Source organism: Sorangiineae bacterium MSr11954, from assembly GCA_037157815.1.
Classification (GTDB): Bacteria; Myxococcota_A; Polyangia; order Polyangiales; family Polyangiaceae; genus Pendulispora; species Pendulispora albinea.
In genome coordinates this window covers 4,018,189-4,039,750 of record CP089984.1, presented here as the reverse complement: position 1 = coordinate 4,039,750, position 21,562 = coordinate 4,018,189, and the positions used below count along the sequence as shown (strand labels likewise).

18 protein-coding genes are annotated in these 21,562 nt (G+C 65.5%); 11 read left to right on the top strand and 7 right to left on the bottom strand.

Annotated features, from left to right (window positions below; all coding sequences use genetic code 11):
- Positions 1-69 precede the first annotated feature (69 nt).
- Both LZC94_15965 and LZC94_15960 read left to right on the top strand, forming a co-directional pair.
- Complete coding sequence (locus LZC94_15965) at positions 70-879, top strand: M24 family metallopeptidase (protein WXB18721.1); 810 nt, start codon at positions 70-72, stop codon at positions 877-879.
- A complete protein-coding gene (locus tag LZC94_15960; protein WXB18720.1) occupies positions 876-1,706 on the top strand; it encodes a MerR family transcriptional regulator in 831 nt (276 codons plus the stop codon). Before LZC94_15965 ends, LZC94_15960 begins: the two co-directional genes overlap by 4 nt.
- A 150-nt stretch (positions 1,707-1,856) precedes the next feature.
- Here LZC94_15960 and LZC94_15955 read toward each other — a convergent pair whose 3' ends face one another.
- Together LZC94_15955 and LZC94_15950 are read right to left on the bottom strand one after the other, a co-directional pair.
- Positions 1,857-2,879 carry a hypothetical protein gene (locus LZC94_15955; protein ID WXB18719.1) on the bottom strand — a complete coding sequence of 341 codons (1,023 nt, stop codon included), beginning with the start codon at positions 2,877-2,879 and terminating at the stop codon, positions 1,857-1,859.
- Positions 2,880-2,926: 47 nt separating this feature from the next.
- Complete coding sequence (locus tag LZC94_15950) at positions 2,927-3,463, bottom strand: TetR/AcrR family transcriptional regulator (protein ID WXB18718.1); 537 nt, start codon at positions 3,461-3,463, stop codon at positions 2,927-2,929.
- Between the two features lie 369 nt (positions 3,464-3,832).
- Here LZC94_15950 and LZC94_15945 point away from each other — a divergent pair, with 369 nt between their 5' ends.
- The 3 genes from LZC94_15945 to LZC94_15935 are packed head-to-tail and all read left to right on the top strand — an operon-like array spanning position 3,833 to position 9,666.
- Positions 3,833-4,840, top strand: a complete 1,008-nt coding sequence (locus tag LZC94_15945) for an efflux RND transporter periplasmic adaptor subunit (protein ID WXB18717.1) — start codon at positions 3,833-3,835, stop codon at positions 4,838-4,840.
- A gap of 6 nt (positions 4,841-4,846) precedes the next feature.
- Positions 4,847-8,089: an efflux RND transporter permease subunit gene (locus LZC94_15940; protein WXB18716.1), complete on the top strand. Its 3,243-nt coding sequence runs from the start codon at positions 4,847-4,849 to the stop codon at positions 8,087-8,089.
- Between the two features lie 17 nt (positions 8,090-8,106).
- Positions 8,107-9,666, top strand: coding sequence for an MFS transporter (locus tag LZC94_15935; GenBank protein ID WXB18715.1), 1,560 nt, complete (start codon positions 8,107-8,109; stop codon positions 9,664-9,666).
- Here LZC94_15935 and LZC94_15930 read toward each other — a convergent pair.
- Positions 9,619-10,326 carry a hypothetical protein gene (locus LZC94_15930; GenBank protein WXB18714.1) on the bottom strand — a complete coding sequence of 236 codons (708 nt, stop codon included), beginning with the start codon at positions 10,324-10,326 and terminating at the stop codon, positions 9,619-9,621. The two genes, LZC94_15935 and LZC94_15930, sit on opposite strands and share 48 nt — an antisense overlap.
- Positions 10,327-10,368: 42 nt before the next feature.
- Here LZC94_15930 and ade point away from each other — a divergent pair, with 42 nt between their 5' ends.
- From ade to LZC94_15905, 5 genes are all read left to right on the top strand, one after another.
- Positions 10,369-12,063 carry an adenine deaminase gene (gene ade, locus LZC94_15925; protein ID WXB18713.1) on the top strand — a complete coding sequence of 565 codons (1,695 nt, stop codon included), beginning with the start codon at positions 10,369-10,371 and terminating at the stop codon, positions 12,061-12,063.
- Between the two features lie 42 nt (positions 12,064-12,105).
- Positions 12,106-13,284 carry a patatin-like phospholipase family protein gene (locus LZC94_15920; GenBank protein WXB18712.1) on the top strand — a complete coding sequence of 393 codons (1,179 nt, stop codon included), beginning with the start codon at positions 12,106-12,108 and terminating at the stop codon, positions 13,282-13,284.
- Positions 13,285-13,614: 330 nt separating this feature from the next.
- The gene (gene istA, locus LZC94_15915) at positions 13,615-15,081 is read left to right on the top strand and encodes an IS21 family transposase (GenBank protein ID WXB18711.1); all 1,467 of its coding nucleotides are present in this window, start codon (positions 13,615-13,617) and stop codon (positions 15,079-15,081) included.
- Positions 15,078-15,896 (top strand): IS21-like element helper ATPase IstB, encoded by an 819-nt coding sequence (istB, locus tag LZC94_15910; protein WXB18710.1) that lies wholly within the window; start codon positions 15,078-15,080, stop codon positions 15,894-15,896. The genes istA and istB overlap by 4 nt, the downstream gene beginning before the upstream one ends.
- Positions 15,893-16,291: a GFA family protein gene (locus LZC94_15905; protein ID WXB18709.1), complete on the top strand. Its 399-nt coding sequence runs from the start codon at positions 15,893-15,895 to the stop codon at positions 16,289-16,291. Before istB ends, LZC94_15905 begins: the two co-directional genes overlap by 4 nt.
- A gap of 408 nt (positions 16,292-16,699) precedes the next feature.
- Here LZC94_15905 and LZC94_15900 read toward each other — a convergent pair whose 3' ends face one another.
- The 3 genes from LZC94_15900 to LZC94_15890 all read right to left on the bottom strand — a co-directional run bounded on the left by LZC94_15900 (position 16,700) and on the right by LZC94_15890 (position 20,219).
- Complete coding sequence (locus LZC94_15900) at positions 16,700-17,476, bottom strand: hypothetical protein (GenBank protein WXB18708.1); 777 nt, start codon at positions 17,474-17,476, stop codon at positions 16,700-16,702.
- 388 nt (positions 17,477-17,864) lie between these two features.
- Entirely contained in the window at positions 17,865-18,473 is a 609-nt protein-coding gene (locus LZC94_15895; protein ID WXB18707.1) for a hypothetical protein, read from the bottom strand.
- Positions 18,474-19,562: 1,089 nt separating this feature from the next.
- Positions 19,563-20,219, bottom strand: a complete 657-nt coding sequence (locus LZC94_15890) for a DUF3887 domain-containing protein (protein WXB18706.1) — start codon at positions 20,217-20,219, stop codon at positions 19,563-19,565.
- A 68-nt stretch (positions 20,220-20,287) separates the two neighbouring features.
- Here LZC94_15890 and LZC94_15885 point away from each other — a divergent pair, with 68 nt between their 5' ends.
- Entirely contained in the window at positions 20,288-20,521 is a 234-nt protein-coding gene (locus tag LZC94_15885; protein WXB18705.1) for a hypothetical protein, read from the top strand.
- Positions 20,522-20,612: 91 nt separating this feature from the next.
- Here LZC94_15885 and LZC94_15880 read toward each other — a convergent pair whose 3' ends face one another.
- Positions 20,613-21,059 (bottom strand): hypothetical protein, encoded by a 447-nt coding sequence (locus LZC94_15880; protein WXB18704.1) that lies wholly within the window; start codon positions 21,057-21,059, stop codon positions 20,613-20,615.
- Positions 21,060-21,562 lie beyond the last annotated feature (503 nt).

Here is a 21,562-nt window from a genome sequence, read left to right as displayed (position 1 = left end):
CGCGGCCCGCGAAGGTCTCCACGGTTGATCTTACCATCGACGACTGTAACATTCGTCGATGTGAAAACCATGGACCAAGATCTCGAGCAGTTTCGGGCCGTGCAGCGGCTTGCGTACGATTGCGCCGAGGCGGTGGGCGCCAGCCTTCGGCCCGGGGTGACGGAGCGGGATGCGGCGGCGGCCATGCGCACATGGCTCTTGGGACGGGGGGTCGATGATTGGCTGCATCGACCCTTCGTGTGGTTCGGGGATCGCACGGCGTTCGAGGGGGTGCGGCTGCCGCACCACTTCTTTCCGACGAATCGGCGGCTGGAGGCGAACATGCCGTACATCCTCGATGTCGCGCCGGTGGTGAATGGATATGCGGCCGACATCGGCTATGCGGGGTGTCTGGGAACGAACCCCGTGCACGAGCAGCTGCTCCGGGATCTGGAAGCGTACCGCGCGCTCATCCTGGAGGGCGTGCGGGCGCGCAGGTCGTTCCGCGCGATCTACCGCGAGGTGGACGGGCTCCTCGCGCAGCAAGGCCACAAGAACCGGCACCGGCGCTACCCGCTGGGCGTGCTCGCCCACCGCATCGAGCACCTTCCGATGAATGGGCCGCGGTGGACGGTGGCCGGCTTTGGGCTGCGCAGCTTGCGGTCGCTCTTGGGCGACGCCATGATCGGTACGCGCGCGGGCTGGTCGCCGTTTTGGGGGCCCAGCCGGTTGTCGGATCATCCTCCGGCGGAGGGGTTGTGGGCGGTGGAGCCGCACCTGGGGCATCGGGGCGTGGGGGTCAAGTTCGAGGAGCTCTTGGTGATCACCAAAGACGACGCATTCTGGCTCGATGACGATCTGCCGCACGTGCGACGTTGGCGGTGGAAGGCCGCGGCGTGACGGAGGCCAGCGCGGAGTACCGCATCGAGGATCTCGCGCGCGAGGCGATGACCACCGTGCGCAACGTGCGCGCGTATCAAGACAAGGGGCTCCTGCCGCGCCCGCGCAAACGAGGCCGGGTCGCCGTCTACGACGAGACGCATTTGGCGCGCTTGCGGCTCGTGGGGCAGCTGCTCGAGCGGGGCTATACCTTGGCGAACATCAAGGAGCTGGTGCAAGCCTGGGACGGCGGGCAAAGCCTGGGCGCCGTGCTCGGGTTGGTGGCGGAGGCCATGGGGCCGGCGGACGAGGCGCCGGGCACCGTGAGCTTGGACGAGCTGTTTCGGCTCTTTCCCGAGCCGGATGCGATCACCTGCCTGGCGGCGGCCATCCGGCTCGGCATCGTGGAGCCCGAGGCGGGCTCGGACGTGCCGGCAATGTCGGGGCGCCTCTCCGGCGTGGGGGCGGCGGATGTGCAAAATATTGCCAAGGCAACGCTGTTTCGGGTGCCGAGCCCGCGCTTGTTCGCCATCGGGGTGGAGCTTCATGCCGCCGGGGTGCCGATTCGGGCGCTGCTCGAGCAAGTCGAGCTTTTGCGCGAGGACATGGATCGCATCGCGCGGCGCTTTCTGGAGCTCTCGACCCGGCATATCTTCGCGCGCTACCTGGGCAGCGATCCCGGGGCGATCCCGAAGGAGAGCTCGGAGCGCATCCCCGAGATCACCGATCGGGTGCGCCGCCTTCGCCCGCTGGCCCAAAGCACGGTCAATGTGGAGCTGGCGCGCGCCATGCGCTCGCACGCCCTTCGCTGCGTCAAGGACATGTTGGGGCGCGCCCTCGTCAAGTGACGCGCGCCCGCGTGAAAGACGCGCGCCCTCGTCAAGTGACGCGCGCCCTCGTCAAGTGACGCGCGCCCGCGTGAAAGACGCGCGCCCTCGTCAAGTGACGCGCGCCAACGTGAAGTGACGCGCGCGCTCACGAAGCGATGCGTGGATGCGCTATCGACGGCGCGGGCGGCGCAGGGCGACGGCGTTGGAGCGCGGCTCCGGCGTGGGATCGAGGGGCGGCAAGGCGAGGACCAGGCGCTCGATGCGCGGGAGCGCGTCGATCAGGGCGCGCTCGGCGCGGAGCTCGTCGAAGTGGGACTCGAAGACGAGGACCACGATGTAGATGGCCGCGAAGGACTGCGCGACATAGCCGAAATCGGGGTGCCGCACGGACTCGCGCAGCGCCTTGCCTTTGCGGAGCGCGTCGATGCCGGGCAGGCTGCGCACCTCGCGCAGGGCGCGCTGGGCGCTGGGCGCGAGATCGCGAAGATCGGGCGGCGGCACGGACGGGGTCTTCGTGGAGGAGGCCTCGCGGGTGGTGTCCGCCACCTTGGTCTGACTCGGCTCGGGGGGCGGCGAGTTCACGTCCGGGAGCGGGGGCAGAGGCAGGGTGCGCGGGGGCGGCAGCGGGATGTGCGACTCCGAGGCCCGCTCCGTATCTTGCTTCGTCTCCTGCTCCGAATCTTGCTGCACCCGCTCGGGGTGCAGCTGGGTGACGGTTCCACCCTCCTCGAACGGATCCACCACGTGAAGAACGGCGCTCAGCTCGGGCGGCTCCTCCAACGGACCGCGCTGCGAGGTGGCCCCCCAAACGACCGGTGAGTGCGCGTCGAGCACCAACGCCTCGACCGCCTGGGTGCGCGTGGCCAGCGCCCGAAGCTCCTCACGAAGCGAGCGCGAGATGGAAATGCGCCCGTGCAGCCGGGGATCCTCGGTGCCCCCCGCGGTCTGCGTAAAGCTGCCGACCAGCATCCCCAGCCGCCGCCGCAACGCCGCGGGGTTCTCCGGCGCCCGGGCGAAGGTGACGGCCAGCCGGGTTCCATCGAGGAGGCGGGCATAGAGGACATTGGCCGCCGGGCTCTGCGGCTCGGCATCTTTAATGAGGCGTACATCCTCCGCCCCGAGCTCGCGGCGCACGAGGGCGGCAAAACGAGCGAACGGTGTATCGGGGTCGGGGGGGGGACGTTCGGACATTCGGGACCTTGGCCCTTTGGCGGCTGCTACTCGGGCCTACCGCTATATCACGGGCGCGTTAGGTAACCGACCATCCGTCGCAGGAGCGCCGCGTAAATGCGGCGAAATTGCGGCTCGGTTGGGCCATGGCCGGTGAGCATCCGTGCAACCTGGGGCATCAGCCAAGGATAGCTTGCCAGCGCGATCAAAATGAGCAAAGCGAGCTCGGGGGTCTCTTTGCCGAGAATCCCGTGTTCCCGCTGAAAACCGCGGATGCGCTCCAGGGACGGCTTGAAGAGCTCCGCGCGCATCGCCTCGGCCGGCACCTCGCGGTCCCCATAGGTGAGCGCCTCCCACTGCATCATGCGCATCCAGTCGCGCTTCCCACCGACGTTTGCATGGATGTAGGCGAGCAAGTCCGCGATGTCGCGCGGCCCGGTGTTGATCAGTTCCTCCTTGTCGGCCTGGATGGCCATGATGGTGGCCTCGAACAGCTCCTGTTTGTTTCCGAAGTAGTGGTAGAGCATCCGCTTGTTGATGCGCGCGCGCCGCGCGATCGCATCGACCCGCGCACCTGCAAACCCGCGCAGCGCGAACTCCTTCATCGCGGCCGCGAGGATGCGCGCGCGCGAGCGCTCCGGGTCCCGTCGCGACGTCGCGGGAGTCGGCTCTTTATACTTCTTAACCCTTTGATGATTGGACTTGGTCACGCTTGACGCTATGTAACCACCTAGTTAGTTAACCCACAATCCCACATGCGCTCCACGCTATTTTCTCCCTGGTTTTCCGCGCTTGGCCTGACGGCTCTCACCGCCCTCCCGGGTATCGGTATCGTTGTTATCGGGATCGGGCTCGGTCTCGGCAGCGCCGGATGCCGGGGCGCCGAAGCGAAGTCGGACAAGTCGGAATCGTCGTCCCACACCAAAGAAGATCCGGTCGTTCACGCGAAGGTGGCTCAGGTCACCGAGCGGCCGATGCCGGAATACCTCACGCTCATAGGCACACTCCGGGCCAATCAAGAGTCGGACATTGCGGCCGACGCCGCGGGCAAAGTGGTCGCCACATTCGTAGAGCGCGGCCAGCTCGTAAGGAAGGGGGACTCGCTCGCCCGCCTCGACGCGCGCGCCGCGGTCATCAGCGTGAGCGCGGCCGAGGCCCAATCGAACCTCGTCAAATCCAACCTGGAGCAGGCGCAGCGCGAGTGCGATCGGGTCAAGCACCTGCTCGAAACGGGCGCCATCTCCCGCGCGGAGTACGACCGCACCACCACCGAGTGCTCGTCGACCCAGTGGTCTCTGGCCGCGGCCGAGGCCCAGCAACAGAACGCGCGCAAGCTGGTGGGCGACAGCAACATCCGCGCCCCCTTCGACGGGGTGATCGGCGAGCGCTTCGTGAATGTCGGGCAGTACGTGCAGTCGAGCACCAAGGTCGCCTCGATTTATGCACCCGATCCCCTGCGGCTCGAGCTCACGGTGCCGGAGGCGCAGGCCGGCGTGATCCACGAGGGGATGACCCTCACCTTCCACGTCACCGCGTTCGGGAACGAGACGTTCTCCGGCACCGTGAAGTATGTGAGCCCGAACATCCGCGAGTCCAGCCGCGATCTGGTGGTGGAGGCCCTGGTGCCCAACCCTCCCGCGCCGGCCGACAAAGCAGACAAAGCAGACAAGACGAACAAAGCAGACGGCGCGAAGGCGGCGACGGGCAAGCTTCGTCCGGGCATGTTTGCGACCGCGAAGCTCCTGCTCAGCGAGCACCCCGTTCCCACGGTGCCGGTGCAAGCGCTCCGCCGCGAGGGCGCCACCGCGCGGATTTTTGTCGTGGTCGAGGGGCGGAGCAACGAGCGGCTGGTGCAGCTCGGCGAGGAAAAAGACGGCGCCATCGCCGTCGTGAGCGGCATCAATCGAGGTGACAGCGTGATCGCCGAGCCCGGCCCGGACATGCGCGACGGCCTTCGCGTGGCGAGCGAATCGGAGAAGTAGGCACCCATGCAATGGCTCGCTGCGATTTGCGTTCGAAGGCCCATCTTCGCCACGGTCTTGATCCTGGTCATCTGCGTGGTGGGCCTGTTCGGCTACCTGCAGCTGGGCGTCGACCGCTTCCCCAAGGTCGACCTGCCCATCGTCACCGTCACCACCCGTCTGCCGGGCGCCGCCCCGGAGGACGTCGAGACGGAGATCACCGAGAAGATCGAGGAGGCGGTCAACACCGTCAGCGGGATCGATGAGCTCGGGTCCATCACCACCGAGGGCGTCTCGCAGGTGAACATCACGTTCATCCTCGAGAAAGATGCCGATATCGCCGCCCAAGAGGTGCGCGATCGACTGAACACGATCTTGCCGGATCTGCCGAAGGACATCGAGCAGCCCACCGTGCAAAAGCTCGATCCGGACGTCTCGCCCATCGTGTACCTCGCGCTCAACGCGCCGGGGCACCCGATCCAAGAGATCACGGAGTACGCGGACAAGCGCATCCGCCGTTTGCTCGAGACCATCGACGGGGTCGGGCAGGTGCAGGTCGTCGGCGGGCAAGAGCGCCAGGTGAACGTGTGGATCGACCCCATCGCGCTGCGCGGGGCGGGGGTCACCGCCATCGACGTGGAGAAGGCGATCTCCAAGCAAAACCTGACCACGCCGGGCGGCCGGGTCGACACGGGGCCCGAGCAGCTCACCTTGCGCATCCACGGCCGGGTCGGCCGGCCGGAGGAGATCGGCGAGCTGGTGGTGCGGCAAGCCGCCGGACACTCGATTCGGGTGAAGGACGTGGCGCGGGTGGAGGACGGCGCCGAGGAGCGGGAGACGGCGGCGCAGCTCGATGGAAAGCGCACGGTCACGCTCCAAGTGCGCAAGCAGTCGGGCTCCAACACCGTCAAGGTGGCCGACGCGATCAAGACCCGCATCGAGGAGCTGAAAAAGACGCTCCCGGCCGGCTACCAGCTGGAGCCGGTGCGCGACGACTCGGGGGTCATTCGCACCAGCGTCGACGCCGTGCGCGAGCACTTGATCGTGGGCGCCATCCTGGCCGCCTTGGTGGTGCTCGTCTTCCTCGGCAACCTGCGAAGCACGATCATCGCCGCCATCGCCATCCCCACGAGCATCGTCGGCACCTTTGCCTTGATGTGGATCGAGCAGTTCACGCTCAACACCATCACCTTGCTCGCCCTGGCCCTGGCCGTCGGCATCGTCATCGACGACGCGATCGTGGTGCTGGAGAACATCTGGCGCCACATCGACGAGAAGGGGAAGAAGCCGGAGCAGGCCGCGCTCGATGGCACCAAGGAAATCGGCCTGGCGGTGCTCGCGACCACCCTCTCGCTCATCGCGGTGTTCTTGCCGGTGGCGTTCATGGGGGGCATCCCGGGGCGCTTCCTCAAGAGCTTCGGCGTCACCATGGCCTTCGCCATCGCCGTGTCGCTGCTGGTGAGCTTTACCCTCACGCCGATGATGGCGTCGCGCTGGCTCAAACCGAAGAGCGAGCGCACCCACGGCGCCCAAGAACCTCTGGGCGAGCGCATCGTCAACGTCTTTTACCGCCCCGTCGAGCGCGTCTACATGGCCATCCTCGGCTTCGTGATGCGCCGGCGGTGGATCGTGGTGGTGATGGCCACCCTCACCTTGGGCTCGTGCTTCCCGCTGGCCGGCGCCGCCAACAAGGGCTTCCTCCCGCGCAACGACGACGCGCAGTTCGAGGTGGTCGTGCGCGCCCCCGAGGGCACCAGCTTGGCGCAGACGGAGCTGATCGGCGAGCGCATGGCCCGCGAGATCCGCACGTACCCGACGGTGTCCCACACCTTGGTCACCGTGGGCGGCGACGCCTACAAAACGCAGAACGCCGCCCGCATCTACGTGCGCATGACCGATCCGGCGCAGCGCCCGGATCAGAAACAGGAGCAGGTGATGAACCAGCTCCGCAACGAGCTGGTGCCGAAGCAACCGAAGGATCTGCGCATCACGATCTCGGAGATCGGCGCCTTCTCCGGCGGCGGGTTCTCGACCGCGAAGATCCAGTACACGGTGCGGGGGCCGGATCTACGGAAGCTGGAGGAGGTCACCAGCCACGTGCTCCCCAAGCTTCGAAAGGTGCACGGCGCCGTCGACGTGGACTCGTCGCTCATCTTGGGCAAGCCCGAGCTGGGCGTGTACATCAACCGCGCGCGCGCCGCCGATCTGGGCGTGCAGGTGACCGACATCGCCGACGCGCTCCGGCTCTTGGTCGAGGGCGACGAGGTGTCGAACTACGAGGAGCACGGCGAACAGTACGACGTGCGCGTGCGCGCCGAGCCGCAGTACCGCGCCGACGCCACGGGGCTCCGCCTGCTCACCGTTCCGTCCAAGCGCCTGGGCTTCGTTCCGCTGAGCGACGTGGTCGATCTCAAACGCGGCACGGGACCGGCCGAGATCCGCCACCTCAATCGGCAGCGCGTGGTGACCATGCTGGCCAACGTCATCCCGGGGGTGGGCGAGGGCACGATCGCCGAGGCGCTCAAGAAGATCATCGACGAGGAGAAGCTCCCGGCCGACTACGTGGCGGCGCCCACGGGCCAGACCCGCGAGATGGGGCGCACCCTGAAGAACTTCCTGCTCGCCATCGGTCTGTCGTTCGTCTTCATGTACCTGGTGCTGGCGGCGCAGTTCGAGTCGTGGCTGCACCCGTTCACCATCCTCTTAAGCCTCCCGCTCACCCTCCCCTTCGCGTTCCTCTCGATCATCCTGTTCAAGCAGGCCATCGACATCTACTCGATGCTGGGCATCCTGGTGCTCTTCGGGGTGGTCAAGAAGAACTCCATCCTCCAGATCGATCACACCAACCAGCTGCGGCGCGAGGGCATGCCGAGGCTGGAGGCGATCCTCGCCGGCAACCGCGATCGTCTGCGTCCCATTCTGATGACCACCCTGGCCTTCGTGGCCGGAATGATCCCGCTCATCCTGTCGAAGGGCGTGGGCGCAGGGTACAACCGCGCGACGGCGGGCGTGGTGGTGGGCGGTCAGCTCTTGTCGCTGCTGCTGACTTTGCTCGCGACCCCGGTGGCCTACTCGCTCTTCGACGACGCGTCGCAAAAACTTCGCAAGCTGTTCCGGATGAAAGGCCCGGGTGAGTTCGACGTGGTTCCCGGCGCCGAAAGAGGCCAAAGGAAGCACGCTTCCGAGGGTGGGGTCTCTCACCCGCACGCGGAGAGCGTCATCCCAACGGCCGACGGAAGCTCACAGTCCCTTCCCATGCCGGGAGAATAGCTCTAGCGACGTACTTCATGTCATCCCCACATTCGTCTCCTTCGTCGTCCGCGTCATCGGCACAGAAGCGTACGAACCGCCCCGTCACCACGGCCGCCATTCTTCTTTCGATCTTCATGGCGGCCATGGAGATGACGGTCATCGCCACCGCGATGCCCACGGTGGTGGCCGATCTGGGGGGCCTCGAGCTGTACGGGTGGGTGGGGTCCATCTATTTGCTCGGGAGCACGGTCACCATGCCCTTGTACGGCAAGCTGGCCGATCTCTACGGGCGCAAACCGCTCATGCTGTTCGCCATCACCGTCTTTCTCGTCGGCTCGATGGCCAGCGGTCTCGCGCACTCGATGGGCGCGCTCATCGCGTTCCGAGGTTTGCAAGCGCTGGGCGCGGGCGGGATTCAGACCCTCGCCTTCACGGTCGCGGGCGACATGTACACGGCCAAGGAGCGCGCGCGGATCCAGGGGATCTTCGGCACCGTCTGGGCGGTCGCCGGGATGAGCGGGCCCTTCCTCGGGGGGATTTTGGTCCGCTACCTCTCGTGGCGGTGGGTGTTCTATGTGAACGTCCCCGTGGGCCTGATCGCGGCCGTCCTGTACTTCGGCGCCTTCCACGAGTCGGTGACCCGTCGCGCGGTGCGCCTCGATCTGCCCGGCGCGGCGCTCCTGGCGAGCGCCGTGATCGCCTTGCTCTTGGGCACCAGCCAGACGTACCCCGCGATCACCATCCCGCTGGCCATCGCGCTCGCCATCGCCTTCGTGGTGGTCGAAGGGCGCGCCGCCGAGCCGGTGCTGCCGCTCGATCTTCTGCGGCGCCGCGTGATCGGGATCGCCTGTGCGCTGGCGGCGGCCGTGGGCGCGAGCTTGATGTCGACGGTCACCTACCTTCCCTTGTACATGCAAGGGATCTTGGGCACGAGCCCCACCGAGGCCGGCTCCACCCTGGCCCCGCTGCTCATCGGGTGGCCCATCGCCTCGGCCGTAACCGGCCGGATCCTGGCGCGCATTTCATACCGCGCGCTGATGATCATCGGGTGGGTCTTCGCCACCTCGGCGACCGTCGCCCTGGCCATCGAGATCCACGCCACCGCCAGCTCCGCGGTGGTTCACGTCATCATGTTCTTTTTGGGGCTGGGGCTGGGGTTCGCCAACACGCCCGTGATCCTGGTGGTCCAGGAGAGCGTGGCGTGGCAGCAGCGCGGGGTGGCCACCGCGGCGAGCTCCTTCGCGCGCACCATCGGCGGCTCGATCGCCATCGGCGCGCTGGGCGCGGTGCTGGCCGCGGGGCTCGCGGGCACGGCCGATGCGCGGACCTTGTCCGAGGTGATGGGCCCCGAGCACGGGCGCCACCTCGATCCGAGGGTGTTGCAGCATATCGCGGCGCAGCTCGAGGGCTCGCTGGTCACCATCTTCCGCATCATCGCGGCGATGGCGGCGGCGGCGCTCGCATTGAGCTTCCTCTTCCCTGCCGTTCGCCTCGGGCAAGCCGAGAAGGCCGGCACCGACGCGCCCGGGAGCGCGTCTTCGCCGAGGTCACGGGATCGCGAGGATGGGGCTCTTGACGATGGACTTATCGGCTAGAACGCCGAACAGGCGAAGGTAACTTCGCGACGTCACGTTGCCCGGGTTCGACGTGTAAAGTTTCAAGAGATGACGGCCGGCCGGGACGTTCACCGCGCCGCTGTCCTTGTTGAGGGGTTTGCCCTCTTCATACACGCCGAGCCCGGGTGTCATGCGCCCGAGCTCGAGCATGCCTCCGAACTCCTTCGGGGCTTCTTCCGCGCGGGTCAAGGTGTTGGTTCGGAAGAAGCCGTTCGGCTCGCCTCGCTCGTCGGTGGAGAGGAGAAAAAAGGCCGAAATGGGGCCGGTGACATCGGCCGTGAAGACGAGATCGCGCAGGCCGTCGGGATAGAGGTAGCCGTCGCGCCCTCCCACCTTGTCGACTTGCAGCGACTCCGGCGCCACCTGGAGGGATGCGATGCTGGCGCCGGTGCTGTGAACCTCGACGGACGATGACGCCGCGGGCGCGGGCGCCGACGATGCGCGTGCGCTGCAGCCCATGGTGGGGGCGAGGGCGAGCGCGGCGAGCGCAGCCAACGCGGCGCGCATGCCGATCGTGGTGCGCGTGACGCGCGTGACGCGGGTGGCGATCGCGGCAAACGTGGCGAACGCGAAGGGCGCAGCGGGGGCGCGGTGTGGAGCAGGGCCGCGGGAGGAACCGTGCATCGGGTGTCGGGGCATGCGCCGCATCCTACCGCGTCCGTTTCTTGATACACTACGAAGATGGAAGCGGCGAAATTGGCTCGGTTGATCGATGCGGCGCAGGGGCGCGCGCCGTGCGATGCGGTGGTTCGCGATGTGCGCTACCTCGATGTCTTCAGCTGCACCTGGCACCAAGGCGATCTCGCCATCCAGGATGGTTACATCGTGGGGGTCGAGCCGGGCCTCGCAGCCCGCCGCGTCCTCGAGGGCAAAGGGCGCGCGGTGGTGCCGGGGTTCTGCGATGCGCACGTGCACGTGGAGAGCTCCCTCCTCACGCCGCATCATTTCCAGCGCGCGGTGCTCGGGCGGGGCACGACCTCGGCCATCTGCGATCCCCACGAGCTTGCAAATGTGGTGGGCCTCCCCGGCATCCGCTATTTCCTCGACGCCTCCCAGGACATGGCGCTCAACCTGCGGGTGATGCTGAGCTCCTGCGTTCCGGCCACCGCCTTCGAGACCAACGGGGGGGGGACCATCGACGCCGCGGCGCTCTCCACGTTGCTCGATCATCCCAAGACCCTCGGCTTGGCCGAGATGATGAACGTGCCGGGCGTGCTCCACGCCGATCCCGAGGTGCTCGCCAAGCTCGCGCTCTTCGCCGGGCGGCGCATCGATGGGCACTGCCCGCTGGTGCGCGGGCGCGATCTCTCGTCGTACGCGGCGGCCGGCATCTCCTCGTGCCACGAGAGCTCGGAGCTGGAGGAGGCGCGCGAAAAGCTCGGCAAGGGCATCGCGGTGTGGATCCGCGAAGGGAGCGTCGCCAAGGATCTGCGGGCCCTGGCCCCGCTGCTCACCATGGCCACCTCCACGAGCATCGGCTTCTGCACCGACGATCGCAACCCGCTGGACATCGCGCGCGAGGGGCACATCGATCACCTGGTGCGCGGCGCCATCGGCCTTGGCGTGCCGGCGGAGGTTGCCTACCGCTCCGCATCGTTCAGCGTGGCGCGGCACTACGGGCTCACGCGGCGCGGGGCCATTGCACCGGGGTATGTCGCCGACCTTATTTTGCTCGACGACGCGAACACCTGCGCCATCTCCGACGTGCTCGTCTCGGGCACCCCCGCGGGCGAGCTCGATCTGGACAGCAGCGCCGCGCGCGCGGCCGCCGAAAACGGCGCGGCGCGGGAGACGATGCGCGCCAAGGTCCCGGAGCTCGCCGATCTCGAGGGCCCCAAGGGCAGCGTTCATGTCATCGGCGTTCGCGAGGGGCGGATTCTGACCGATCGCGCGGTGATGGCCCACGACGCCGAGGGGGTCGCGCGGCTGACGGTGCTCGAGCGCCACGGTCACGGCCTCAAGCCGGCCAATGGCTACGTTCGCGGATTCGGCCGCCATTTGCGGGGCGCCATCGCATCGAGCGTCGGGCACGATAGCCACAACTTGATCGTCGTGGGCTCCAATCCCTCCGACATGCGGGCGGCCCTCGCCGCGCTCATCGCGTGCGGTGGCGGCTTTTGTGTGGTGAGCCAGGGAAGCGTGCGCGCGCGTCTCCCCTTGCCCATCGGCGGGCTCATGTCGCCGGAGGACGCGGGTTTCGTCGAGCGGGCGCTGGTCGATTTGCATCGCGCCAGCACGGACATCGGGTGCGAGCTGCCGGAGCCTTTTTTGCAACTGGCGTTCCTCAGCCTACCGGTGATCCCCTCGCTGAAGCTCACGGATCGTGGTCTCATGGACGTGGATGCATTTCGACTCATCGATGTGCGCGCGGCCTGAGCGGCCTGAGGGGGGTGAGCTCCTCGTGGTGGGTCCGAGCCCTTGAAAAAGATCGCGCTCATTCTAGCCGGCGGCGCCGCGCGGGGCGCGTACGAGGTCGGCGTCGTCTCGTACATTCTGGAAGACGTGTCGCGCGCGCTGGGCCGCGAGGTCCCGCTCGATGTGCTCTGCGGCACCTCGGTGGGGGCCCTCAATGTGGCGGCGCTCGCGGCCTTCGCGGACGAGCCCCGCGGCCGGGCCCAGCGGCTCATCGACGTGTGGTGCAGCCTTCGCATCGGCGACTTGGTCAAATCGGATTTGCGGGGGCTGCTCACGGGCTCGCGCGCCTTGTTCGATACGAGCGGCCTCGAAAAGCTGGTGGTCGACCAAATCCCGTTCGCGCGCATCGGCGAGAACCTGGCGCGGGGGCTCTTCAGCGCCATCACCATGTCCACCACGCACGTGGCCAGCGGCAAGACGGTGGTCTTCGTGCAGCGCGCCGGATCGGGCCTGGTGGCCTGGAGCCACGATCCGACGATCGAGCCGCGCGCCGCGACATTGACCGAGCATCACGCGCTGGCCTCCGCCGCGATCCCGATCCTATTTCGCCCCATCTTGATCGACGGGCAGTACTACTGCGATGGCGGTCTCCGTCAAAACGTCCCCTTGTCGCCCGCGCGGCGGCTGGGCGCGGACGGTTTGATTATCGTCAATCCGCGCCATATCCGCAGTATCCCCGCCGAGCGGCCCGCCGAAGACGAGCCTCGCCCCGGGCCGCTGCTCTTGCTGGGCAAGGCGCTCAACTCGTTGCTGCTCGACCGGCTCGACACCGATTTGGCGCGCCTGGAGGGGATCAACCGTTTGCTATCGGCCGGCGTGCACCGTTATGGTCCCGGGTTCATCGACGCCATCAACGACGAGCTGGGGCGGCCCAAAGATACGCCGAAGATGCGGCCGCTCACGACCTTGTTGGTGCGGGCCTCGGAGGACATCGGCAAGATGAGCGTCGATTTCGTGCGCTCGCCGCGCTTTCAAGGGCGTCTGTCGGGCGCGCTCGCGCGCGTCATGCGGCGGCTCGCCGAGGCGGGCGGCGACTCGGAGTCGGATTTGTTGTCGTATGTGCTCTTCGATGGCGAGTTCGCGGCGGAGCTGATCGAATTGGGGCGCCGCGATGCGGGGTTGCGGCACGAGGAGCTGTGCGCATTCTTCGAGACGATGTGGGCGCGCGATTCGCGGGGGTGAACGCGAGCGCGCGGCCGGCGCGCGAGGCGTGAGCGCGCGAGGTTGGGAACGGGTGTGCGGGAGGGGAACCACGATGATCGGCTCTTGTTTGTGCGGTGCGGTCAGCTTTGAATCGGGCGGCGCGGTCGTCGACTTCGTACTCGACCACTGTTCGCGATGCCGCAAGTCGACCGGCTGTACGCGGCCACGTTAAATTGACCCACGACGGCCACCAGAAATTGACCCACCCGGCGGAGCGAAGCGCGGGGGGGAGCAGTTTCGGCCAGGGAAAATTGACCCACCCCTGAAAGGGGTGGACAGGCGAGCGGGCGATGGAGTCGTCGTCCGGGGATGGTGCCGATGGACGTGGTGGCAGTGATTCGACACAAGGTGGCGAGCGAAGGGGTTCCGATTCGAGAAGTGGCGCGGGAGCTCGGATTGTCGCGAAACACGATTCGGCGATACGTGAGGGCCAACAAGATTCCGGTTCCAAGGCCAGAAAAACAGGTCCGACCAAGCCCGGTGCGCGACGAGGTGGCCACGGCGGCCGCGGCTATCTGGCGAGCGCGCCGATCCTTTACGGCGGGCAAACAGCGGCTGACGGCCAAGCGGCTGTGGGAGCTATTGCGTGAAAACGGGCACACGGCGAGCGAGCGCACCGTGCGGCGATTGGTGGCCGAATTCCGGAGCGGTGAGCGTGAGGTGACTGTTCCCCTGGTGTACACGCCGGGCGAGCTCGCACAGGTGGATTTTTTCGAGGTGTGGGTCGAGCCCTCGGGGATTCGCCAGAAGGCGTGGATGTTCGTGATGCGCTTGATGCACTCAGGGCGCGACTTCGCCATGCTCTGCGCGCAACAAGACGCCACTTGGTTCTTAGCGGCTCACGTTGCGGCGTTTACCTACTTCGCGGGGGTGGTGGCCGCCGTGGCCTATGACAACTTGAGCGCTGCCGTGGCCAAGATCCTCGTTGGGGCGCCACGGCTGCTTCGGCCCCGATTTGCCGCGCTTTGCGCCCACTACGCCTTCGAGCCACGTTTTTGCCGCCCCGGCGAAGGCCACGACAAGGGAGGAGTCGAGCGCCGCGGAGGACACGTACGTCGCCAGCATTTGGTGCCCATTCCGCGCGGTGAATCACTTGCCGCCATGACCACGGCTTTGCAAGCACGCCTCGATGCTCAGCATTCGCGCAATCCGATGTACGTCGAGGCCTGGGCCCGCGAGCGCAGCGCGCTGCGGCCTCTCCCAGCGCCTTTTGACGGCCGCCAGGTGCGCACCGTGCAGCTTCGCCACCACGCCAGCTACCTCGTCGCGGGCGCTCACTACTCGGTGCCCAGTCGGTGGTGCGGTCAGATGGTCGACCTATTCCTAGGCATCGACACCGTCACCTTCGCCAAAGGCGACGAGACCATCTGCCATCCTCGCGTGGCCTTCGGTGGCCGAAGTATCGACTATCGGCATTTGTTACTGCCACTATCGCGCAAGCCACAAGCTCTGCGCCAGGTCGCTCACGAGTTGGTGGCACAATTCGGCTCACCATGGCCCGAGCTCTGGGAGACGCTTTGCAATCGGTATTCGCCCGACCTGATCGAAGCTGCACGAAGACTGGCTCCGTGGTTGGAGCGCGCTGACCGCGAGGGAGTCGGTCGGGTCAAGCGAGCCATCATCACCGCCCTTGCGTGCGGTACGCTGGTGCCCTTTCTGCAACGCACAAGGCGCACCGAAACCCTCGCCGCTGTCCCGCTGGCATTATCGGAATACGCGGTCGAGACGCCCGACCTATCGCGCTACGACGTGCTTCTCGAGAGGGCATCGGCATGAGCACCGACAACGTGCTCTTGGCCGCCGTACGCGCCCATACGCGCGTACTCAAGCTGCCGACCGTCGCACGAGAGTGCGAAACGCTGGGACGTCAATCGCTGGCCGAAGGCTGGTCACCGTTGCAGTACTTGCGGGCGTTGCTCGACGCCGAGCTCGCAGTCCGCGCCGAGCACGCGATTGGGCGCCGCATGCGAGCGGCTCGTCTGCCCGTGCACAAAACGATGTCGCAATTCGATTGGCGGAGGCCACACGGTCTCGAACGCGCCCGCGTCGAAGACTTGGCTCGTGGTGCCTGGATTCCGACGGCGCGCAACATCGTGATCTTGGGCCCCGTGGGCACCGGAAAAACGCACTTGGCCATCGCGCTCGCCATCGAGGCCATCAAGCGCGGCCACCACGTGCTCTTTTACCGCGCCTCCGACTTGGTCCGGGCACTGACCGAGGCCCGGGATGCACGCGCTCTTTCTCGCCTGCAAGAGCGACTGCGAAGGGTTTCACTCTTGGTGGTGGACGAACTTGGCTTTGTACCGTTTGAAAAAGCCGGCGGAGAGCTGCTCTTCGACGTCTTGTCCACCCGGCACGAACGGTGCGCAACGGTGATCACATCGAATCTGGCTTTTAGTGAATGGAACCGGGTCTTCGTCGACGACAAGCTGACGGCCGCACTCCTGGACCGTCTGGCCCAGCATGCGGAGGTCCTCGTCACTCGCGGTCCGGGAGACCGTGTCCCGGCCGCGGCCACCAAAAAGACAGATTCAAGATCTGACGAGAGCAAACCCAAAGCGACCCAGGAGGTGCCGGCGCTCACGCGGTGAGTGCCCCCCATCGCGGCGGGGTGGGTCAGTTTTTGATGGCCGAGATGGGTCAGTTTTCGGTGGCCGTTGACACCGGCTCGGCCTTCTTCGCCGAGATCGTTGCCGAGCTCTCCCAATTTCGATGGCTTGGCGGTGAGTCGCAGATTCGCCTCTACGAATCGCCGGTGCGCGATTCGCCTCCCGGCTACCGAAGGACGTTCTGCGCATCGTGCGGTAGCCCGGTGCCGACCGTTCATGCCGAGCGCGGGCTCGTGTCGATTCCGGCTGGGAGCCTCGACGACGATCCCGAGGTGCGGCCGATGCGGCACATCTTCGTCGACCGAAAAGCGGCGTGGTTCGGAATCGAGGATACGCTGCCGCAAGTCGCCGGGGGTATTCGCCGGCAGCCGGGGTAAAGCTCGATACGCAATCGACCGCAGCGCGGTTGGCTACATGGCTCTCGAGCAAGCGCGCAGCGTCCCGGATCTCGACGGTCGCGCCGACCTCTTTTCGCTGGGTTGCGTACTTTTCCGCTGCCTCACCAACCGCGAAGTCTTCGACGGCCCCGATCCGGCGACGGTGCTCCCCCGCATCCTTCTCGCCCACCAGCGTAGCCGACCGAGCACGCGCCCTGATCCTTCGAGATCCTGACGCAGCAAAGCGTCTTCTCCAAGACCACATCGGCCGCGGTACCGGCACACCCCAAGAGATCCATTTGTTGAGACTCATCTGCCGCGACCAAGACCAACAAGTGTGCGTCTCCTGGTGCAACACCCTGCTGCTCCTCACCGAAAAGTGGACCATCACTACCCCTGTTTCGTGCTTCATCCCGAAAAGCGCTCACGCAGATGTTGAATAAACTGACGCAACTTTTCGAGCTGAATAATGGTAACTATACCGACGCTTCCGACGATCCCACCGCGACCGTGCTCTCGGCACCACGTTATAGCCGCACATATGTGCTGCAACACCCTTTCAGTGCGGCGACTGAATTCGATAGGCGGCACTGAAAACTCGAAAAAGGCGCCAACATCCGCCCATGTTGACGGTTGCTCGGGATTTGCGAGCCATTGACGGAACACGCGATGACCGGCGTAGCGCGTAATGGCGTTCCGGGCCACGTCCGACAGCGGCGCGGCACGGATGGCTTGCTCGTGATGTCCAAGGGCAACATTGCACCACGACTCGGCAAGCCGTTCCCCGTGCACCATTGCAATCTCGCACTTGGGATTGCCGAGCTCGGAGGCCCTCGTGAGCCCAAGCGCTGTTAGTCGGTAGTAATCGGGGCGCGTCTTCTCGAGCCATTGGTATCGCTGTTCGGTAAGTTCAGCTGAGACGCATTGAATGTCAGGGTACGCTATCTCGAATCCACGCAAGCCAAACCGATGCGGAGCACGCATCCAACTCACCACGGCGAGATGTGGCAAGCTGAACTCAGCTCTCCCCGCGAGGGTCATATCGCGCGCGGCCAAGAGAATAACGTCAAACGACCTGACATCGGTCGCTCCCTTCGAGCCGTCCTCGTGAAGTGTGCCCCTGGTTTCATCTTGGTAGTCGTTTGCACCCTCCAACTGGGCGCTATCCGCATGATTCTTTCTCATGGCTCTTTTCGAAGATTCATGCCGACGATCTGGCGGGGCGGGGTCGCCCATGGACCGAGCACTCATGTGAAACCGCGACAACAGCTTGCCAATTTCCGAAGAAAAAAAATCCTTTCGTGTACGTGACGCATCGTTGACGTGGCTCAATTTTTCCGAAATGCCGGAGGAGCGCAGTGAGCCGCACGATGGAGGGACCTCTTCCAGGTCGGCAGTGGCTCACGGCGCTCCTTCGGCATTCCCATTGTCACACAAATGGTATCATCGAATTGTAGGCACGTTGATGTTCGCAAACAGGTGTCGATATTTTGCGTAAAGCAGCGGACAAATTCGTTCGAGTTCTTTGTCCGCAATTTGGCAGGCAGCAGGCAAGTTCCGTTCGCTTCACGCGTTACACCGCCAAGAACGTCGTCGTGCGCTTCTCCCCCCTTCGTACGACCAAGTCCGCCTCCTCTGCCTCCTTCATGAGGGTGCGAAAAGGTACCTTTTCCATTCTCAGAAACGCACGTAGTTCCTCCGAGCGGACGCCTTCCGGGCGCACCTTGAGCAGCTCGAGCATCCGGTCGAGGAGCGCGTCGATGGCCACATCATCCGGTGCAGCCGTAAGCTCGGAGGAAACGGCCGTCTTGGCGACGCGCGCTACACGGCCGCCAGTGCGCGCGATGAGCGTCGCGTCGAAGCCAGCATCGATCGCGGCAGGATCTGGCGCACCGGTGCGCGCGCTGCGAGCGGCTACGCTGGCGCGGACCACCCCGCCGCTGCGCTCTGCAACTGCCGCGCGGCCGGCTCGTGCGACGTACAGTTCCTCGAGCGATCCGGCGAGCACCGCATCGAGAACTCCATCGGTGAATTTAAACGCGCACTGGCGCACCTCGAAGAAGAACCGGTTCCACGCGGTACCTCGTGCGGGACCGCCGTTCGGCGCACGGACGGATTCCGCGCGGCGGGCCCGCGCCGCATGAAGCTCCTCGAGCGACGCAGCGAGCACCGCGTCGAGCACGCCGTCGGTAAACCTGCGCGCGCACTCGCGCGTCTCCAAAAAGAGCTGGTTCGACATGCTACCTCGTGTGCCCGGCACCGCTGCGTTCGTCGAACGCGCGGGTCGTGCGTGATACGGTCATACCGCAACGCGGGGGCTGCCCATCAAGCACCGCAGACCAGCACCGCGACGCGTCCGAGCGAGAGGCGCATGCGCCCCCTCGAAATGAGCGTGGCCCCTTGCAAACGTCCCTTGTGGGCTGGGCGCGAGCATGTTTCGCAGGGAGAGGCTCCCTGCAACCAAGCTTTCCCGGCTTCATCACACCATCCGCGAATTCGCGCGCAAGTTGGCGCGCCGCCATGAACAACGCCTTCGACATGATCCCTCGCTCTTCGCCACCGCCCGCATTCCGCGAAGCGGATGCAGTTGGACTCAGTCGCCCCCTACTTCCGTGCCAATGCGGGGTTTCATGAATGCCACGGCATGCACGTGATTCATAGCACTTCAGGCATGGTACGCAGTGCATCATGACACCAACCTGTAGCGATGATCCGCAGTCATCGCCACCTTCCGCGCAACGAGCAGCCGACCGAGAAATGTGCTAACTCTCTCGAGTGCATTCTTCCGTTTTGTCGACCAGCCTGCTCTCTTCATGCGCGCCGTCAGGACGCTCGTCGTAAGGGGGCCCGAGTTGCGCAGGACATGAATGATATAATCGGGTGTGAAGATCAGTTGCTCGATCTCGCTTGCAAGAGGGGTCGGCTCTTTCATCGGGGACGTCCCGCACGTTTGAGAGCAGCCGGATTCGTGAGCGTCTTTTCCTCGACGTGCGGGTTCGCGGGAAGAAGAAGGTCGTCTTTCCCCTCTCGGCCCAGCCTTTGAACGCGCTTCCTATCGAGGGCCACGAAGAGCACTTTCGAAAACAGGCGCGCGTCCAGCCCCCCCAGTCGCGCGCGCAGCTTTTCCATTTCAACTCCACTTGGCACCGCGTCAACGAGTTGCGCAAGCCGCGCGACAGAAGATTCGAGCACCTCGTTCGCTCTCGTCCATTTGCCTTCGGTTGGAGCTACCAGCCGTCTTTTATACGTCCTCATCGTGGTGTCAATGAGCTCAACCTCTGCCAACCGCCCAGGCAAAGTCCTTGAACACCTTGACGCCTCCCACACTCTCGTCGCGGTCCATCGGTCCGGAACCATGCACCAGAACCGCTGCCGGAAAGGGTCCGGCTCCTTTTGGCACGCTCACGACTCCTGGTAATGCGGGCTGAGTACCAACCTTCACCTCGCGTTCCTCGAACGCCTCAGGGTCCGCGTACGGCGGTGCAACCCACGTGGAGGAGGAAGGCGGGGGCAAGACGTAGAACCCCGCGACGCGGGCTTCGGTGTCGTAGGTGATTTTGAACGTCAGGGTGGCGCGGTCGAACCTGCAGACCGCCCGAACGACGCGCGATCCATCCGTCATCTCGGTCACCGAAACCTTATGGAATGGCCCCGCAGAGGACTCCACGCTCCTCCAAACCGATTGAAGCTTGGAGGGTGGAAGCGCGTTAGACAATCGCGCCGTGAACGCGCTGCGTGGGTGCTCCCATTCGGAGCGTCCAAGCTCCTCGAGGAAGGTCCGCGCCTTCACGTCAAGCGGCGTCGAAACCGCCGCCGCGGTCGGCACCTTCGGGAAAACGCGCGCTGGGACCTGCGGTGAGGAGCAGGCCGTCGCGAGCAGGGCGACGGAATATGCGTGCTGGAAAGATATCGTGCGGGATTGGATCATGGTCGTTGCTCTTGCGACGCCCAACCTGGTCGCAGTCGGACGTCGTCCATTTGTGGTTTGAAGCGCGCTTGGAGGACTTCGACGAACCGGTGAAGCAACTGTATTTCGTCTGGTGTGACGATTCTCCCGAGGGATGCGCCGGTTTGCTTCACCCGCTGATCCTTGAAGTAGGAAAGACCAGCGTCTACGCCGCGCACGATGGCCGCGAAGCACCGCTTGAGCTCCCCGGACTGGAACTGTCGAAGGCCGAGGAAGTGCACGGCACCCACGTACACCTCCAGAATACCCAAGGGGCACCGTGAGCCATTGGTGAGAATCGTGCTCAGTTGGTATTGGGAGATGGCTCACGCTGCCTCTTGGGTATTCCGGAGACAAATTAACAGACACCCACGCTCAATCGACCGATGCTGTCGTCAATCGCTCGCCAAGTAGTACATCATCTACAATGTTGGTCACGATATCTCCCTCCACCGCAGGCCCAAACCGGCCCGCGAAAACGTCCCGCACATAGGCGTGTTGGAGTGCGTCGAGAGTACGTCGCTCGATGGTTGCCTTCAGACGGTCGAGCTGTTCCGGGGCAATCGTGATAACGGCAATAAGCTTGAGGACGGTGGCCGACCCGGCACGCGTGGCTGTCGTCACCTCGGTCTCGCTCGTCACGTCCGCCTCGTAATGCACCACGAGGCCGTACCCGATCTCGGGCCGACACTGGTCACGGGGCCACCGCATCATGGCAGGCTCGACATAGGCGTTCGGGCTTACAAGCCCGCCCAACAAATGCACGGTATTCGGACTGATGACCGGTTCCGTACAGAGGATCTCGGGTTCGTTCGTCCTCATGACATGGCTCCCAACACGACGTGATGATAGTCGCCGGCTCCGTCTGCATCGAAGCACTCTGGCTCGGGCATCCTCGAGAGTGCAAATCCGGCGGCGACGTACGTGCCTTTGGCGGTGCGAGAGCACGGCTTGCGCGCTGTCCCCTCCCGCGGGCGGTCCGCAGCGAGCTCGTAGAGCGCTTCGCTCTGCGTCCGCTCCAGCCGCTCACCGTAGTCGCGTGACAGCCCGAAGAGTTCTCCTTTCGACGGCGCTCCCGTGTTCATACCGTATCGCCTTCTGGGTAGGGCTCGTCCAAACTCGAGATCGAGGTCGCGCGGGCCGGGACGCCGAGGTGGAGGTCATCTCCGCTCGGGAGCGTGTTCGGTGATGCTTCGGGTGCAGGATAGAAAACACGTCCCTGCGGCGTTGTCTTGCTCACGATGGCGCCAAGAGCAATTGCTACCTCGCTTGCGATCCAAAGGCGAGGTTCGTTTACCCCGAGCTGAATCAGTAAGGTACTACGG

Excerpts from the sequence above, each read along its gene's own strand:
- LZC94_15965 (WXB18721.1), top strand. The coding sequence starts at position 70 with ATGGACCAAGATCTCGAGCAGTTTCGGGCCGTGCAGCGGCTTGCGTAC.
- LZC94_15955 (WXB18719.1), bottom strand. The coding sequence starts at position 2,879 with ATGTCCGAACGTCCCCCCCCCGACCCCGATACACCGTTCGCTCGTTTT.
- LZC94_15950 (WXB18718.1), bottom strand. The coding sequence starts at position 3,463 with ATGAAGGAGTTCGCGCTGCGCGGGTTTGCAGGTGCGCGGGTCGATGCG.
- LZC94_15945 (WXB18717.1), top strand. The coding sequence starts at position 3,833 with ATGCCGGAATACCTCACGCTCATAGGCACACTCCGGGCCAATCAAGAG.
- LZC94_15940 (WXB18716.1), top strand. The coding sequence starts at position 4,847 with ATGCAATGGCTCGCTGCGATTTGCGTTCGAAGGCCCATCTTCGCCACG.
- LZC94_15935 (WXB18715.1), top strand. The coding sequence starts at position 8,107 with ATGTCATCCCCACATTCGTCTCCTTCGTCGTCCGCGTCATCGGCACAG.
- LZC94_15930 (WXB18714.1), bottom strand. The coding sequence starts at position 10,326 with ATGCCCCGACACCCGATGCACGGTTCCTCCCGCGGCCCTGCTCCACAC.
- ade (WXB18713.1), top strand. The coding sequence starts at position 10,369 with ATGGAAGCGGCGAAATTGGCTCGGTTGATCGATGCGGCGCAGGGGCGC.
- istA (WXB18711.1), top strand. The coding sequence starts at position 13,615 with ATGGTGCCGATGGACGTGGTGGCAGTGATTCGACACAAGGTGGCGAGC.
- istB (WXB18710.1), top strand. The coding sequence starts at position 15,078 with ATGAGCACCGACAACGTGCTCTTGGCCGCCGTACGCGCCCATACGCGC.
- LZC94_15900 (WXB18708.1), bottom strand. The coding sequence starts at position 17,476 with ATGAGAAAGAATCATGCGGATAGCGCCCAGTTGGAGGGTGCAAACGAC.
- LZC94_15890 (WXB18706.1), bottom strand. The coding sequence starts at position 20,219 with ATGATCCAATCCCGCACGATATCTTTCCAGCACGCATATTCCGTCGCC.
- LZC94_15880 (WXB18704.1), bottom strand. The coding sequence starts at position 21,059 with ATGAGGACGAACGAACCCGAGATCCTCTGTACGGAACCGGTCATCAGT.